This is a genomic window from Curvibacter sp. Hmag1.1, assembly GCF_059769165.1.
Genome location: NZ_JBMBGX010000002.1, coordinates 3,045,139 through 3,059,266 on the forward strand (window position 1 = coordinate 3,045,139; position 14,128 = coordinate 3,059,266).

Annotated in this window: 14 protein-coding genes; 7 read left to right on the forward strand and 7 right to left on the reverse strand. The window is 62.1% G+C overall.

What is annotated here, in order from left to right; translation table 11 throughout:
* Positions 1 to 51: 51 nt before the first annotated feature.
* Together ACOAP0_RS15095 and ACOAP0_RS15100 are read right to left on the reverse strand one after the other, a co-directional pair.
* Positions 52 to 1,746, reverse strand: coding sequence for an AMP-binding protein (locus ACOAP0_RS15095; protein WP_498377069.1), 1,695 nt, complete (start codon positions 1,744 to 1,746; stop codon positions 52 to 54).
* A 105-nt stretch (positions 1,747 to 1,851) separates the two neighbouring features.
* On the reverse strand, positions 1,852 to 2,169 hold the full coding sequence (locus tag ACOAP0_RS15100; protein WP_498377070.1) for a 2Fe-2S iron-sulfur cluster-binding protein: 318 nt from the start codon (positions 2,167 to 2,169) through the stop codon (positions 1,852 to 1,854).
* A 113-nt stretch (positions 2,170 to 2,282) separates the two neighbouring features.
* Here ACOAP0_RS15100 and ACOAP0_RS15105 point away from each other — a divergent pair, with 113 nt between their 5' ends.
* Positions 2,283 to 2,810 (forward strand): GNAT family N-acetyltransferase, encoded by a 528-nt coding sequence (locus ACOAP0_RS15105; protein ID WP_481874665.1) that lies wholly within the window; start codon positions 2,283 to 2,285, stop codon positions 2,808 to 2,810.
* 119 nt (positions 2,811 to 2,929) lie between these two features.
* Here the strand turns inward: ACOAP0_RS15105 and ACOAP0_RS15110 are convergent, their stop codons facing one another.
* On the reverse strand, positions 2,930 to 4,051 hold the full coding sequence (locus ACOAP0_RS15110; protein ID WP_498377071.1) for a beta-ketoacyl-ACP synthase III: 1,122 nt from the start codon (positions 4,049 to 4,051) through the stop codon (positions 2,930 to 2,932).
* 169 nt (positions 4,052 to 4,220) lie between these two features.
* Between ACOAP0_RS15110 and ahr the strand changes: the two genes are divergently transcribed.
* Both ahr and ACOAP0_RS15120 read left to right on the forward strand, forming a co-directional pair.
* Positions 4,221 to 5,237 (forward strand): NADPH-dependent aldehyde reductase Ahr, encoded by a 1,017-nt coding sequence (gene ahr, locus ACOAP0_RS15115; RefSeq protein ID WP_498377072.1) that lies wholly within the window; start codon positions 4,221 to 4,223, stop codon positions 5,235 to 5,237.
* Between the two features lie 27 nt (positions 5,238 to 5,264).
* Complete coding sequence (locus ACOAP0_RS15120; protein ID WP_498377073.1) at positions 5,265 to 6,233, forward strand: bile acid:sodium symporter family protein; 969 nt, start codon at positions 5,265 to 5,267, stop codon at positions 6,231 to 6,233.
* Positions 6,234 to 6,297: 64 nt separating this feature from the next.
* Here ACOAP0_RS15120 and ACOAP0_RS15125 read toward each other — a convergent pair whose 3' ends face one another.
* From ACOAP0_RS15125 to ACOAP0_RS15135, 3 genes are all read right to left on the reverse strand, one after another.
* Positions 6,298 to 6,585 carry a hypothetical protein gene (locus ACOAP0_RS15125; RefSeq protein ID WP_498377074.1) on the reverse strand — a complete coding sequence of 96 codons (288 nt, stop codon included), beginning with the start codon at positions 6,583 to 6,585 and terminating at the stop codon, positions 6,298 to 6,300.
* A 65-nt stretch (positions 6,586 to 6,650) separates the two neighbouring features.
* The gene (locus ACOAP0_RS15130; protein ID WP_087496708.1) at positions 6,651 to 7,121 is read right to left on the reverse strand and encodes an SRPBCC family protein; all 471 of its coding nucleotides are present in this window, start codon (positions 7,119 to 7,121) and stop codon (positions 6,651 to 6,653) included.
* 95 nt (positions 7,122 to 7,216) lie between these two features.
* Positions 7,217 to 7,768, reverse strand: a complete 552-nt coding sequence (locus ACOAP0_RS15135) for a 3'-5' exonuclease (RefSeq protein WP_498391455.1) — start codon at positions 7,766 to 7,768, stop codon at positions 7,217 to 7,219.
* 99 nt (positions 7,769 to 7,867) lie between these two features.
* On the opposite strand from ACOAP0_RS15135, the gene ACOAP0_RS15140 reads away from it, so the two are divergent.
* The 4 genes from ACOAP0_RS15140 to ACOAP0_RS15155 all read left to right on the forward strand — a co-directional run bounded on the left by ACOAP0_RS15140 (position 7,868) and on the right by ACOAP0_RS15155 (position 13,142).
* Positions 7,868 to 8,770, forward strand: a complete 903-nt coding sequence (locus ACOAP0_RS15140; protein ID WP_498377077.1) for a DUF808 domain-containing protein — start codon at positions 7,868 to 7,870, stop codon at positions 8,768 to 8,770.
* A 12-nt stretch (positions 8,771 to 8,782) separates the two neighbouring features.
* Positions 8,783 to 9,709, forward strand: coding sequence for a DMT family transporter (locus ACOAP0_RS15145; RefSeq protein ID WP_498391457.1), 927 nt, complete (start codon positions 8,783 to 8,785; stop codon positions 9,707 to 9,709).
* A 34-nt stretch (positions 9,710 to 9,743) separates the two neighbouring features.
* Entirely contained in the window at positions 9,744 to 10,538 is a 795-nt protein-coding gene (locus ACOAP0_RS15150; RefSeq protein WP_498377079.1) for an SDR family oxidoreductase, read from the forward strand.
* 81 nt (positions 10,539 to 10,619) lie between these two features.
* On the forward strand, positions 10,620 to 13,142 hold the full coding sequence (locus tag ACOAP0_RS15155; protein ID WP_498377080.1) for a chemotaxis protein CheW: 2,523 nt from the start codon (positions 10,620 to 10,622) through the stop codon (positions 13,140 to 13,142).
* On the opposite strand, the gene ACOAP0_RS15160 is transcribed toward ACOAP0_RS15155, so the two are convergent.
* Complete coding sequence (locus tag ACOAP0_RS15160) at positions 13,139 to 14,098, reverse strand: helix-turn-helix transcriptional regulator (RefSeq protein ID WP_498377081.1); 960 nt, start codon at positions 14,096 to 14,098, stop codon at positions 13,139 to 13,141. The two genes, ACOAP0_RS15155 and ACOAP0_RS15160, sit on opposite strands and share 4 nt — an antisense overlap.
* Positions 14,099 to 14,128: the final 30 nt, after the last annotated feature.

Genomic DNA, 14,128 nt, shown 5'->3' on the forward strand with positions numbered 1-14,128 from the left:
GCTGGAGGAAGGTCAGGCTTGCTCGCATGGGGTGAGCTTACCCCAGCTGCCTTATGCGGTGCTGTCAGCCCAGACTACCCCTTTTTTCATGTGGGACCAGCGCTCAAACGATGGGCCGTAGGCGGTTTCTATGCAAGGGCGTTTGACCTTTAGAGTAGGGGTCACCATGCCGTTTTCTGCGGTCCACGTGGTGGTGACAGCAGCCAGAAAATCCAGCTTCTCGTGCGGTTCCAGCTGCTGGTTCACGTCGTGCAAATGCACCTCCAGCGCCTTCTCCAAGGTGTTTCGTCCTTCCGAAGTTTTGCTCAGATCGATAGCGTCGGGTGACAGCATGACCAAAGCAAACGGCTGGGCAAAGTTCGCGCCCGTCACCGCACAAGCCTCAATGGAACTGTGTGTGACCAGTTTGTCCTCAATCGGCGCGGGAGCGATGTATTTGCCCTTGCTGGTCTTGAACATGTCCTTGACCCGCCCGGTAATGCTGAGGTAACCCTCGCGGTCCATGTGACCTTTGTCCCCGGTGCGCAGCCAGCCATCCGGCGTGAAGGTTTCGGCTGTGAGTTCAGGTTCGCGGTAGTAGGCTTTCATCAGGCCCAGACTGCGCATCTGTATCTCGCCGCTGTCGGTGTCTATCCTGCTTTCCACACCGTCATAGGGTTTGCCGACCGAGCCGGTCTGGCGCGAGCCGGGCAAAGTGGAGTGCGACACGCCGCTGTTTTCGGTCATGCCATAGACCTCGACCAGGTCCAGACCCAGGTTGCGGTACCACTGCAGCACATCGGCCGGCATGGGCGCTGCCCCCCCTGCAGCAATGCGGCATTGGTCTAAGCCAAGGCCCTTGAGAATCTTGCGTCGTACCAATGTGCTGATGACAGGCAGGCTCAACAAGGTGCGCAGCTTCTTGGCCGGTACTTTGCCCAGCACACCCTGCTGGAACTTGACCCAGAGGCGCGGCACCGAGAAAAAGATGGTAGGCCGGGCGCGCTGCAGGTCCTGCAAAAAAGTGTCCAAAGACTCGGCAAAGAAAATGTGCCCGCCATAGCGCAGAGATGCCTGCTCAATCAACATGCGTTCTGCCACATGCGCCAGAGGCAGGTACGAGATATAGCGGTCCGCGCTGCTCATGGGGAAGCGCTGGGTGGCGCAGCTCACGCCCCAGGCCATGCTGTTGAAGGTGTGCACCACGCCCTTGGGCTTGCCGGTGGTGCCCGAGGTGTAAATGATGGTGCTGGTGTTCTCTCCTGCGGGCTCAGGGCTCGCAGCCATGGGGCTGGTGGCGCTGACCAGTTCCAACCATTGGTGGGCATGCATATTGGGTGCCAAGGGCAGGGCAATCAGTGGCAGCTCAGGGGGGACACCGGTGCGCAGGTTGGCAATGTCATCCATCTTGCCCACAAACAAGGCCTTGCTCTCGCTGTGCAGCAGGATGTAGCTCAGGGCCTCACCGTTGAAGGTGGGATAAATGGGCACCGACACGTAGCCCGCCATGGCAATGGCCATGTCAGCCAGAATCCAATGCGCGCTGTTTTTGCCGATGATGGCAACCCGGCTGCCGGCAGGCCAGCCTTGGGACTGCAGCCACTGGGCCATGCAGCGCACCTGACCGGCGGCCTGGGCCCAGGTGATCTCCAGCACCTGCCCGCCACTCATGGGCTGCGACAGGTAAATTTCGTTGGGGCGCTCCTTCTCCCAGCGGTACAGGCAGGCCAGAGGCAGGTCGGCAGGTTGTACGGTGATGGGTGTCATGGTGGTCCCTGTGTGGTTTCAGGGCATTGTTCTTTTGGCATATGGACGGGGCAATGGTGATGACCCTAGGTGCCGCATGCCTGCGACCCCCGTGTTTGTACCGATTCAGCGCGCTTGCGCGAAGGGCTGTTCGATTTGCAAATCCGACTGCGCCAAGGCCACGCAGGGCAGAAACCAGCCCTCGGCCTTTTCGTCAGCACTGAGGCCCGGCCAGTCAATGCGATAGCGTACGTTGCCCGATACCAGCCGGCACATGCATTCGCGGCAGGTGCCGTTGCGGCAAGAGCTCGGCAGTTCCACACCCCCTAGCAGGCCGGATTCCAGCACGCTGGCCACCCCATCGGTCACGAAGTTCAACCCGTCGGGCAGCACCGAAACTTGGTGGCTTGCTGTAGGTGTGACTTGGCTTTTGGGGGTGGTCATCCGGTGGGTGGTCGGGCTGTCAAAGCCCTGAAAAATGGCAGCGTAAGAGGCCTTTGTCGAATGCTGCGACAATCACGCTCTTTTTTTCAATTTTGCTTGAGTTTGCGTTAGACATGTCCAGTACGACTACTTTCAAGGTTCGCCCCGCCACACTACGTGATGCCAAAGCCATCGCTGAGCTCCACAATTCTTCTGTTCGCGAAGCCTTCAAAAGCATGCTGGCCGATACACCGGTTCCCGTGACCCCCTTGGACAAGCGCCAGGCTTACTGGCGCGAAGCGATTGAGTACGCCGAACCCCAGGTTCAGGTGGCTATGGATGACGACAAGATTGTCGGTTTCGTTGGTTTTGACCGTTCCCGCGACAAAGGCACCCCACCCACCATGGGCGAGATCTGGGCCATTTACGTCGCCTCCAGCCACTGGGACAAAGGCGTGGGACTGGCCCTGTGGGATGCCGCCCGCGAAGGCCTGCTCGAAGAAGGTTGCGCCAACGTGAGCGTGTGGCTGCCGATTGCCAACGAGCGCGCCATGCGTTTCCACGAGCTCGCCGGTTTCAAGCGCGAAATGAACACCGCCAAGACCGTGCAGTTCGGTGCCGTCAAGATCGAGGAAATGCGCCTCAAGCGTCCCCTGAACTAGTCTTTGACCGCTGCACTCCTTCGCGTAGGATGATCCGCAGCAATTTGCCGCCGGGCCGCCCCAAGGCAAATTAGCCCCCTCGGGGGGCAGGGACCCGCGCAGCGGCGGAGCGTGGGGGCCTAGGGCAGGCGCTTCACCACCACGCTACCGATGGAGTAGCCTGCTCCGAACGAGCAGATCACTCCCACCTCACCCGCTGCAATGTCTGCGTGGTGACGGTGGAAAGAGATGATGGAGCCCGCCGATGCCGTGTTGGCGAATTCGTCCAGAATCACCGGGGCATCGTCCACCGTAGCGTCCCGCCCCAAGAGTTTTTTGGCAATCAGCTGGTTCATGCCCAGGTTGGCCTGGTGCAACCAGAAACGTCGCACCTGCTGCGGCGTGAGGTCCAGAGATTTCAAGTGCTGTTCGATGTGCTCGGCAGCCATGGGACACACCTCTTTGAACACTTTGCGGCCCTCCTGGCGGAAGAGCTGATCACGGTCGTCCGGGTCACGGTCTTCCGAGCGCGACATGAAGCCGTTGTTGTTGCGGATGTTGTTGCTGAAAGTGCTCAGCAGCTTCGTGCCCAGCACCTCAAAACTTCCGGCGGGTGCCAGGTCCAGGCGCTCCACCAGAATGGCAGTGCACACATCGCCGAAGATGAAGTGGCAGTCGCGGTCTATCCAGGCCTGGTGGGCGGATGTGATCTCGGGGTTCACCACCACCACCGCACGGGCACTGCCGCAGCGCACGGCGTTCACCGCTTGCTCCAGCGCAAAGGTGGCGGAAGAGCAGGCCACGTTCATGTCAAAACCGTAGCCCTGCACACCCAATGCCGTCTGAATCTCGATGGCCATGGCCGGATAGGGGCGCTGCATGTTGGCGCTGGCGCAAATCACACCGTCCACATCGGCTGCGGTTTTGCCGGCAGCTGAGAGCGCGTCCTGGCAGGCTTTGACCGCAATTTCGGCCATCAGCGAAATCTCGGTGTCAGGCCGGGGTGTGAAGTGCGGGCGCATGCGCTCAGGGTCCAGCACACCGGTTTTTTCCATGACATAGCGGCGCTGAATGCCGGAGGCCTTTTCAATGAACTCCACGCTGGAGTCCGTGAGCGTTACCCGGGTGCCCGCAGCAATCTCGTCGGCGTGGCGGGCGTTCTGCAGGGCCGCATAGGCGTTGTACGAAGCCACCAATTCCGCATTGGTAATGACCTCGGGCGGGGTGAAGATTCCGGTGCTGCTGATGGCGACGCGATGCATAAATGTCTTCTCGGGCTGGGTTGGTCTGGGCCAGGCTAACGGGCCGTGCCGGTGGATTATCTGTCCAAGCGGCGGCAGTCGCGGGGGTTACAAGGCCGACATTTGGCGCCACCTCTTCGCGGTACGCTGCGCCTTGGCGCGCATGCCACGACCTATGCAGGAGACCCCTATGACTACATTTCGCAGCTGGGCAGCCCCCGGCAAAAGTGCTGATCTGCAACGGCTGGACTACGATCCCGGCACCATGGGCGCTGAAGAGGTGGAGATCGCGGTGGAGTACTGCGGCATCTGCCACTCCGACCTCGCCATGGTCGACAGCGAGTGGTTTCCGGTGAGCTACCCGGTCGTGCCCGGGCATGAGGTGGTGGGCACGATCGTGGCGGTGGGGCCGCAGGTCAAGGGGCGCAGTGTGGGGCAGCGTGTGGGCCTGGGCTGGCACAGCAACAGTTGCCAGCACTGCCGCTTCTGCCAGGGGGGCGAGCAAAACCTGTGCGCCACGCGTCAGCCCACCATCATCGGCCGCCATGGTGGTTTTGCCGACAAGGTGCGTTCGCACTGGAGTTGGGCCTTGCCCATTCCCGAGGGGCTGGACCCCGCGGCTGCAGGCCCGCTGATGTGCGGTGGCGGCACAGCGTTTTTGCCCTTTGTGATCAACGACATCAAACCCACCGACCGCGTGGGTGTGGTGGGCATAGGCGGGCTGGGTCATCTGGCCGTCAAGTTCGCCAAAGCCTGGGGTTGTGATGTGACCGCGTTCACCTCCAGCCCCTCCAAGCGGGAAGAGGCGCTCGCGCTGGGTGCGCACCGCACGGTGTCGAGTGTGGATGTGAAAGAACTCAAGGCCTTTGCAGGCCAACTGGACTTTTTGCTGGTGACCGTGGGTGCTAGCCTGGAGTGGGATGCACTTCTCGGCACACTGGCACCCAAAGGGCGCATGCACATGGTGGGCGTGGTCACTGAAGCCATGAAGCTGCGCACCGGCAGCCTGCTGTCCTGGCAGCGCAGCATCTCGGCATCGCCCACGCCATCTCCGGTCACGCTCATGAAGATGATGGACTTTTGTGCCCGCCACGGCATTGCGCCACAGGTGGAACACTTCCCCATGTCCCGCGTGAATGACGCAGTGGCCCACTTGCGCAGTGGTAACGCCCGCTACCGGGTCGTGCTGGATGCTGACTTTGCCTAGCCAACTGCACAGGTATGCTCTGCCCCCATGCAACGTCCCCGCTTTCTCCCTGACGACTTCACCCTGGTCCTGATCGGCGTAGTCACGCTGGCAAGTCTGTTCCCCGCCCAAGGTGCGGTGGCCCAGGCGTTTGAATGGATCACCACCGCCGCTATTGCCCTGCTTTTTTTCATGCATGGCGCCAAACTCTCCCGCGCCAACGTGGTGGCCGGCCTGAGTCATTGGCGGCTGCATCTACTGGTGTTGGGCTTTACCTTCGGGCTGTTTCCGCTGGTGGGGCTGCTGCTCAAGCCAGTGTTCGCATGGACGCTGAGCCCCGAGCTGGCGGTGGGCATGCTGTTTTTGTGCACCTTGCCTGCCACGGTGCAGTCGGCCATCGCGTTCACTGCCATGGCGCGAGGCAATGTGGCGGCGGCTGTTTGCAGCGCGTCGGCTTCCAGCCTGATTGGTGTGTTTGTTACGCCCCTGCTGGTGAGCTGGTTTGTGGTGCCCGGTGGCTTGTCAGGTGGCAGCGCGCTGGACGCGGTGATCCACATCATGGAGCAACTGCTGCTGCCCTTTGCGCTGGGCCAGTTGTTGCAGCCGCTGGTGGGCGGCTTTGTAAAGCGCCATGCCGCCACGCTCAAGATGGTGGACCAAAGCTCCATCCTGCTGGTGGTCTACACCGCCTTCAGCGCAGCGGTTATCGAGGGCTTGTGGAGCCACGTGCCCTTGCCCATGCTGTTAGCCCTTACTGTGGCGTGCTGTGTGCTGCTGGCGCTGGTGTTGGCCGCCACCACCTGGGGTAGTCGCAAGCTGGGCTTCATCAAAGAAGACGAAATCACCATCGTCTTCTGCGGCTCCAAAAAGAGCCTCGCCAGCGGTGTCCCCATGGCCAAGGTGCTGTTCGCAGCCCCGCAGGTGGGCATGATGCTTCTGCCCCTCATGATCTTCCACCAGATCCAGCTCATGGTCTGCGCGGTACTGGCGCAGCGCTATGAGAAGCGGGTGGATTGACGCAATTTGCTATTGATTTGGTAGCTGCTTGCGCATATCCGGTGAGCGCTAGCGGCGGTTTTGACTATAAATTGCGTGGTCCATTGGTGCTGCGGATGGCTCTCCACGCGACTCCGAGCATGACGGTCAACATGGAGAGTGCCAATGCAGGCCAGATCAACAAGCCGCTCTGTTCCTGGTGAACGACCAGGGTTTGCGCATCGAAATAGCGATCCGTTTCGTCGAAGAGGTTCCGGTACGGCCAATACACCGTGAAATAGAAATACCAACAAGCGAGTGAGACGCCCAGACACAATAGGGCTGCTGCAAGGACCAAGGTACTCGCGATGTGCGATGGGCCTTTGGTAGGCAAAACGGTACCCCTGTCCTGATCTTCGGCTAAAGAAGCAAGTGCCTGGCGGCCTGATTTTTCGGCCCTTACGCTTCCCCGCCAAAGTGTTTGGTGAGGTTGTCGATGTACTGCTCTACCATTTTTTCAAACTCGGCTTCGGCAACGGGGGCCGCCACCATCTTCATCAGGCCGGGCAGGGGCAGGGTGAGTTCGCCCTGGATCTCCAGCACGATGTTGGTGGACTTTTTGTTGTCGGTGATCTTCCAGCTGCCGGCCACCAGGGCGTTACCTTCGCCCTTCACCGGGGTCCAGCTCACAGTGCCTTTGGCCTTGTTGGAGGTGTATTTGGAGGCGTACACCGTTTGCAGCGTGATGGAGGCGATGCCGATTTTTTCCATCTCCCAGCGGTAAGCGCCGCCGCCCAGATCGACCAGCTGGTCGACCTTGGGGAAGTGGCTGGCTGAGGTGGGAACGTCCGACAGCACAGCGAAGACTTCGCTGGCCTTGGCCTTCACATCAAATTCGTAACCCAGGTTGATTTCTACGGTGATTGCCATGGCTCTTGTCTCCTTTGTAGGTGGTGCTTTACCGCCGCATGTTACTGCCTAAGCGGCTGCTGCCCGTGGAGGAGGGGCCCCAAAAAGGCCGGGGATTAACCCGCCCTGATGCGTTGCAGGGTGAGCTGGATCAAGCGCGCATCCGAACTCGCCCTGTGCCGCTGGGTGCCTCGCTCGCTGGCGATCTTGGCTTTGACCACGTGCCATTGGTCGGCCTCTTCGTCGCTGAGCAGGCTGCGCAGGTTTTCCAGCTTGAAGCGGGGGGACATGCCGGCTGCTTCATACAACACGTTGAGCCAGGTGAAGTCGTTGGCCCAGCCGTCGGAGTACACGGTTTGCCCGGCCAATTGGGTGTTGAGCAGGGTGGCTACTTCGCGGGCGCGCAGGCCACGTTCCTGCAGCAGCTCGCGGGTAATGCGGTGCAGAGCGGCAGCGCTGTCGTCCCAGTGCGTCCAGTCTTGCTCGGGCTGCACCAAGGTGCAGTAAGCGTGCCCGTCCGGCAACACATAGCCCACCTCAATGGGGTAGCTGCTGCGGCCCAGGCCGGAGGCCTCGATGTCGAGCACCGTGGGGGCGAGGTGGGTGGTGGGTCGGTCCAAGGTGACAGTGGGGGGCATGGTGTTCGCGTTGCCGCTGTGTTTTTTCATTCTCCAGCAAGCTTTGCGCCAGCCCGTATGGGGTATGCCCTGATGGGTGTACGCCAAACGGGTGACAATCCCCTTTTTTCATAGCGCAACAGGAGCCCCATGGCCAGCAGCCTTCTCGCCCTCATCGATGACATTGCCACCATCCTGGACGACGTGGCCGTGCTCAGCAAAGTCGCCGCCAAAAAAACCGCTGGTGTGTTGGGCGATGACCTGGCCTTGAATGCGCAGCAGGTCACCGGTGTATCCGCCGAGCGCGAAATTCCGGTGGTATGGGCGGTGTGCAAGGGTTCGCTGTTGAACAAAGTGATCCTGGTGCCCGCAGCCTTGGCCATCAGCATCGTGGCGCCCTGGCTGGTGACGCCGCTGCTCATGGTGGGCGGCGCTTTTTTGTGTTTTGAAGGTTTCGAGAAGCTGGCCCACAAGTTTCTGCATCGCGCGGAAGACGATCAGGCCCATGAAGCCGAGCTTCTGCAGGCGCTGCAAAACCCCGCAGTGGATCTGGTGGCGCTGGAGAAAGACAAGATCAAGGGGGCCATCCGCACCGACTTCATTCTCTCGGCCGAAATCATCGCCATCACCTTGGGCACGGTGCAAACCAGCGCCTGGACGACGCAGCTTATGGTGCTGGCCGGTGTGGCCTTCATCATGACGGTGGGCGTGTACGGCCTGGTGGCGGGCATTGTGAAGATTGACGACCTGGGCCTCTACCTCACCCGTCGGCCCTCCGCCACGCCCGAAGGCGGCTTCACCCAGGCGCTGGGGCGCGGCTTGCTGCGCGCAGCACCGGTGCTGATGAAGGTGCTGTCGGTGGCCGGCACCGCGGCCATGTTTCTGGTGGGCGGCGGCATTCTGGTGCACGGCTTGCCGTTTTTGCACCACCTGCTGGATGGTCTGCCGCTGGGCTTTGTGTGGGACGGTTTGGTCGGCATCGTGGCCGGCGCCCTGGTGCTGGCAGGTGTAACGCTGGTGCAGCGCCTGCGCCAGGGTTCGAAGGGAAATTAGCCATTGGCGCCCGTGCAATCTGCGCAAGCAGCTCCTAAATCCATAGCAACAGGTCTGGCGCTGGCTGTTGCCGGTGCCATTGCCTTCAGTGGCAAAGCCATCATCGTCAAGCTGGCCTACCGCTACCCCGGAGTGGATGCAGTCAGCCTCATCATGCTGCGCATGTTGATGGCATTGCCGTTTTTCCTGGCCATCGTGTGGTGGACCGGGCCGCGCGCACGCCGGCGGGGCCAGGACGTGGTGGCGCTGACCACCCGAGACAAGCTGGGCATTCTGGGCCTGGGCATTACCGGTTACTACCTCGCCAGCTTTCTGGACTTTGCGGGGCTGGCCTACATCTCGGCTTCGCTGGAGCGGCTGATTTTGTACCTCAACCCCACGCTCGTCGTGTTGCTGGGTATGGCCTTGTATGGCAAAAAGGTGACGCTGCCGCAGGGCGTGGGCATGGCCATCAGTTACGGCGGCGTGCTGCTGGTGTTCGGCCACGAAGTGACCTTGGCCGGCGGCCATGTGGCGCTGGGCGCGGCCCTGGTGCTGGGCAGCGCCATCAGCTATGCGCTGTATTTGAGCTATAGCGGCGAGCTGGTGCAGCGCCTGGGCTCGCTGCGGTTGGTGGGGCTGGCCACCAGTTTGGCCTGCGTGCTGTGCATTGCGCAGTTTGTGCTGCTGCGGCCGCTGGACACTGCGTTTGCCGTGGCGCCAGAGGTGCTGTGGCTCTCGCTGCTTAACGCCACAGCCTGCACGGTGGTTCCGGTGCTGATGGTGATGATGGCGATCGAGTGCATCGGCTCGGGCCTGGCTGCGCAGGTGGGCATGGTGGGCCCCATGTCCACCATCCTCATGGGCGTATTGCTGCTGGACGAGCCCATGAACCTGTGGGTGGTGGCGGGCACCGTTTTGGTGCTACTGGGTGTGTATGTGGTGAGTAGCCGGCGCTGACGCTGCGCTAACCAACAATAGAAAAGGACTCGACATGGATTTAGGAATCAAAGGCAAATGGGCATTGGTGTGCGGCGCCAGCAAAGGGCTGGGCCTGGGCTGTGCGCAAGCGCTGGCCGCCGAGGGTGTGAACCTGCTCATCGTGGCGCGGGGTGCGGAGGCCTTGGAGCAATCCGCTATGAATTTGAGAGCTGCTCACGCAGACAAGACGGGCGCTGAGGTGTTTTTTTGTGCCCAGGACATCACCACGGTGGTCGGCCGTGAGGCGGTATTTGCCATGCGCGCGGACTTTGACATTGTGGTCACCAACGCGGGCGGCCCGCCGCCCGGCGATTTCCGTGACTGGGACCGCGAGGCCTGGATCAAGGCGGTAGACGCGAACATGCTGACCCCCATCGAGCTCATCAAGGCCACGGTGGACGGCATGGCCGCGCGCGGCTTCGGGCGCATTGTGAACATCACTTCCAGCGCGGTGAAGTCGCCCATCGACATTCTGGGCCTGTCCAACGGCGCGCGCAGCGGCCTGACCGGCTTTGTGGCCGGCGTGGCCCGCAGCAGCCTGGCCGCCAAGGGCGTGACCATCAACAACCTGCTGCCCGGCAAGTTCGACACCGACCGCATTGCCGCCACCGTGAAGGCCACTTCGGCCAAAACCGGCCAGAGCGTGGAAGACATCCGCCGCCTGCAGCAGGCGCAGATTCCTGTGGGCCGTTACGGCACACCGGCCGAGTTCGGCCAGGTCTGCGCTTTCCTGTGCAGCCAGCAAGCCGGCTATATGACGGGCCAGAACGTGTTGGTGGACGGCGGGGCATTCGGCGGCACTTTTTAGCCCTTTGTAACTTGTGGCATCCGACTTGCTTGATGAGGGTCAAGCGGCCTCCCCGGGCCCCAAACACAGGGAGTTGGAACCATGACCGAAACAGTCAGGCTGGATATCGACACCTTCTTGCCTTACATGCGGGATGTGATCCGGTGTGAAGGCGCCCTGCACGAACTCAACCTGATGTGGCGGCTGATCGAGTCATCCGCCAAGATGAACTGCCCGGACGAGGCTCAGGCCATACTCCCCACCATGGCCGCCACCCGCGAGGGCTTTACCCGGCTGGAGCATGAGCTGGTGGCCAGCCTGGTCAGTGAGAAAGTGGGCACGGTGCTTGATGAAATCGGCACCCAGGCGCAGTACGTCATCGACATCGTGGTGCGCAACCTGTATGAGCGCACTGCCGACGTCGGCTTTCTGGCAACCGACAACGAGCTGTGCAACTTTGTGGCCGGCATCACCGACGACCAGGCCGCTGCCCGCGCGCGCTTGCGGGCCTATGCCACCAAATACACCGTGTATGACGAAATCATGTTGCTCGACATCGCGGGCAACGTGCTGGTCCAGATCGACGAGACCACGCCCATGGAGGGCAGCGATGACCCGCTGATCGCGCAAACGCTGGCCAGCGACGGCTTTGTGGAGACATTCCGCTTCAGCCAACTTCGCCCCAACAAACGCCTGGCCCTGGTTTACTCCAAGCGCATGCTGCACCCCCAGACGCAGCGGGTGGTCGGCGTGCTGTGCCTGTGCTTTCATTTCGAGCAGGAAATGGCGGGCATCTTCCGCTCGCACCGCGATGCGGCCAAACGCTCCAACATGCTGCTGCTGGATGGCGATAACCGTGTGATCGAGTCCGCAGACCCGACCTGGATTCCGCTGGGCTCGGTGGTGCCGGTGAATCACAGCGCATCACCACGTTTGTGGGTGTTCATGGGGCGGCAGTATTTGGTGCGCACCTTCCGCTCAGGCGGCTATCAGGGCTACCCCGGCCCGCCGGGCTGGCAAGGGCAGGTCATGATTCCGGTGGACATCGCCTTCACCGGGCGCGACACCCAGGCCCTGGCCGCGCTGGATGCGGGCATGCGCAGCGGTTTGCTGTCGCACGCGCAGGCCCTCTCGGGGCCTTTGTTTGAAATCATGGCTGCGGCCGAGACCATACGCTGCGTGGTGTGGAACGGGCAGGTCATGTCGGCCGGTCAGCAGGGCGACCTGAGCAAGCTCAAGGCCATCCTCGCGCAGATCAGCGAAACCGGTGCCCGCAGCAACGCCCTGTTTGCCAAGTCGATTGGCGATTTGTATGAAACCGTGCTCAACACCAGCCTGCAAAAGGCTGAGTTTGTGGCGCGCTTGCTGGTGGATTTGTTGGACCGCAACTTGTACGAGCGCTCCGACGACTGCCGCTGGTGGGCTCTGACGCCGGAGCTGCGCCAGGCACTGAGTGCACCGGTGTGGACCGATGCGCTGGCCGAGGAGGTGACCGGCATCCTCCGTTACATCAATTCGCTCTATACCGTTTACACCCGCTTGTTTGTGTACGACGCAGAGGGGCGCATTGTGGCCAGTACCGAGCTCGATGAAACCCATGGCCCCGGCATCGCCGGTGAGCAACTCGATGCGCTCACGCTGTCCCGGGTCAAGGCGTTGCGCACCGAGCAGGACTACTACGTCACGCCTTTTGGCCCGGACCCTTTTTACGGCGGCCAGTCCACCTACACCTACCACGCAGCCGTGCGCGACCCGCTGCGCCCGGACCGGGTGGTGGGCGGTGTGGGCATTGTGTTCAATTCGGCACCGGAATTCACTGCCATGTTGCGCAGCGGTGTGGGCGAGCGCCCGGGCATGCAGGCCTTGTTTGTGGACCGCGCAGGCAAAGTCATTGCCAGCACTGACCCGGCCATGCCGGTAGGCAGCCAACTGGCTCTGCAGGCCGAGGTGCAGCAGCTGCCGTCCGGGCGCAGCTTGTCTAAGGTGGTGGAGCGCGGCGGCAACTACACCATCATGGGCAGCGCCGCATCCCAGGGCTACCGGGAGTTCAAAACCAGCGATGGCTACCGTGACGACGTGATTGCCGTGGTGTACGACGCTCTGGGTGCAGTGCGCGAGGGCCAGGGTCGCAGCGCTGACCTGGAGCTGCCGCTGGTAAGCCTGCAAGGTGGCGAACGCGCGGAGTACGCCACCTTCTGGGGTGACGGCAAATTGTTTGCCCTCTCTGCAGAGCATGTGCAGGAGGCCGTATCGGCGGCCAAGCTCACCTCGGTACCGGTAGACGATGGCCGCGGGCGGGTAGGCCTGATGGCCTGGACGCAAAACGGCCGCGAGCAGGCTTCGGTGTGGGTGTTTGACCTGTGCTTGTTGCTGACCGGCCGTCGCGCAGTGGTGCAAAAGAGCAGCCAGATCATTGTGCTGCGCCATCAGGATCGCTTGCTCGGCCTGCTGGTGGATGCCTTGCATGGTGTCACCGAGTTCCGCACCGACCAGATCATTCCAACGCCCTTCGGCGGCAGCGCTGGCCGGCCCGCGCTGGTGAGGGCCTTCATCAAGGCCAATGGCGGCGATGTGCTGGTGCAGGTGGTGGATGTGAAAGCCTGCTTCGAGCGCGTGTACGACTAGGCTGCAGCGGTGCGGCGCGTACGGTAGGCCTTGGGCGTGAGCCCGAAATGCTGGCGGAAGCAGCGGATGAAGTAGCTGGCGCTGGCAAAACCGCAGCACCATGCCACCTCTTTGATAGCGGCATCGCCTTCCGTCAACAAGCGGGCAGCGCGAGCCAGGCGCTGCTGCAGTATGACCTGCCACAGGTGATCGCCTGTGTGGCTGCTGTACAGGTGCGACAGGTAGTCCGCCGTGCAGCCCAACTCCTGGGCCAATGAAGCGACCGTCAGGTCCACCTCGCCCATGCGGTTTTGCACCAAACGGCGCAGCTGGTTCAACAAGGCCGGTTCTTGCGACAGGGTCTTTTGCGGGGCATCCAGCAAGCGGGCCACGCTGCTGAGCGCAGCCGCGAGCAAGGCCCGTTGTTGCAGTGGCCACAGCCCGGGTGAATCCTGCGCAGGCGGCCGGGCTGCATCGCGCAGCCAGCCCTCAATGCGCATGGCCTCCAAGTGGCTGCAAGTCTCCAGGTACAAGCTGGCGGGGTGGCCGGGCCGGTCTTCATGGGCCAGGTGGCAGGACATGCGCTGGCTGTCTGCAGAGATCACCAGGTTGGAAAAAGCCTGTCCCTCACTGCCGCTCACCCGCTCGTCGTGCAGCAGCTTCGGGGGCACTACCAGCACCTCGCCGGGCATGAGAGTGAGCTGCGCGTGCGGGAAAGTGAAGGTCGTGTGCCCTTGCAGTTGCAAAAACACCTCCGCGTGCAAATGCATGTGCCCGGCGCCGCGCAGGCTGTCCTCTGGCAGAGGCGGCGGGTTACGCAATGGCAGGGTGCCGGATGCCGCTTCGTGGATAAATGCGGCCAGCGCGCTGCGCATGTGGCTGGCGTGCACGGGCGCATCCGGGTGGTCGCAGGCAATGGCGGCAATGCAGGGGCCATCGCCATCGATGCTATCGAGGATTTTTACTACTTTTGACATGGGAGTGGTATCGAATTCCTACCGAGAGTA

Bases quoted from the DNA above. Each gene is read 5' to 3' on its own strand.
- ACOAP0_RS15120 (WP_498377073.1), top strand. From the start codon at position 5,265: ATGCAACGTCCCCGCTTTCTCCCTGACGACTTCACCCTGGTCCTGATC.
- ACOAP0_RS15110 (WP_498377071.1), bottom strand. From the start codon at position 4,051: ATGCATCGCGTCGCCATCAGCAGCACCGGAATCTTCACCCCGCCCGAG.
- ACOAP0_RS15095 (WP_498377069.1), bottom strand. From the start codon at position 1,746: ATGACACCCATCACCGTACAACCTGCCGACCTGCCTCTGGCCTGCCTG.
- ACOAP0_RS15135 (WP_498391455.1), bottom strand. From the start codon at position 7,768: ATGAAAAAACACAGCGGCAACGCGAACACCATGCCCCCCACTGTCACC.
- ACOAP0_RS15140 (WP_498377077.1), top strand. From the start codon at position 7,868: ATGGCCAGCAGCCTTCTCGCCCTCATCGATGACATTGCCACCATCCTG.
- ahr (WP_498377072.1), top strand. From the start codon at position 4,221: ATGACTACATTTCGCAGCTGGGCAGCCCCCGGCAAAAGTGCTGATCTG.
- ACOAP0_RS15130 (WP_087496708.1), bottom strand. From the start codon at position 7,121: ATGGCAATCACCGTAGAAATCAACCTGGGTTACGAATTTGATGTGAAG.
- ACOAP0_RS15100 (WP_498377070.1), bottom strand. From the start codon at position 2,169: ATGACCACCCCCAAAAGCCAAGTCACACCTACAGCAAGCCACCAAGTT.
- ACOAP0_RS15105 (WP_481874665.1), top strand. From the start codon at position 2,283: ATGTCCAGTACGACTACTTTCAAGGTTCGCCCCGCCACACTACGTGAT.
- ACOAP0_RS15155 (WP_498377080.1), top strand. From the start codon at position 10,620: ATGACCGAAACAGTCAGGCTGGATATCGACACCTTCTTGCCTTACATG.
- ACOAP0_RS15150 (WP_498377079.1), top strand. From the start codon at position 9,744: ATGGATTTAGGAATCAAAGGCAAATGGGCATTGGTGTGCGGCGCCAGC.
- ACOAP0_RS15160 (WP_498377081.1), bottom strand. From the start codon at position 14,098: ATGTCAAAAGTAGTAAAAATCCTCGATAGCATCGATGGCGATGGCCCC.